1 protein-coding gene is annotated in these 278 nt (G+C 61.9%); it reads right to left on the bottom strand.

The genetic code is table 11. From position 1 onward, the window contains the following. The coding region (locus QM716_RS29170; RefSeq protein ID WP_283307723.1) for a phosphopantetheine-binding protein at positions 1-278 on the bottom strand (278 nt) is incomplete at both ends.

The raw sequence follows: 278 nt of genomic DNA, 5'->3' as shown, positions 1-278 counted from the left end.
CTGCTGCGCCAACGACAACGGCACCCGCTCCGGACGCACCCGAGCAGTCAACGCCGCACGAGCACCGGTTCCCACTTCAGACTCGACACGAATCGCCAACGCCTTGACACTGGAAGCTTCAAAAATCACGCGTACCGGAACCTGCGCATCGAGCGCCTGCCCCAACCGCGCCGCAACCCGAGTCGCAATCAACGAGTTGCCGCCGAGCTCGAAGAAATCATCGTCGAGACCCACACGATCGACACCCAACACCTCGGCAAACACCGACGCAACGATCT

This window comes from Rhodococcus sp. IEGM 1409, from assembly GCF_030056735.1.
GTDB lineage: Bacteria > Actinomycetota > Actinomycetes > Mycobacteriales > Mycobacteriaceae > Rhodococcus_F.
This window is presented reverse-complemented; position numbering and strand designations above follow the sequence as displayed.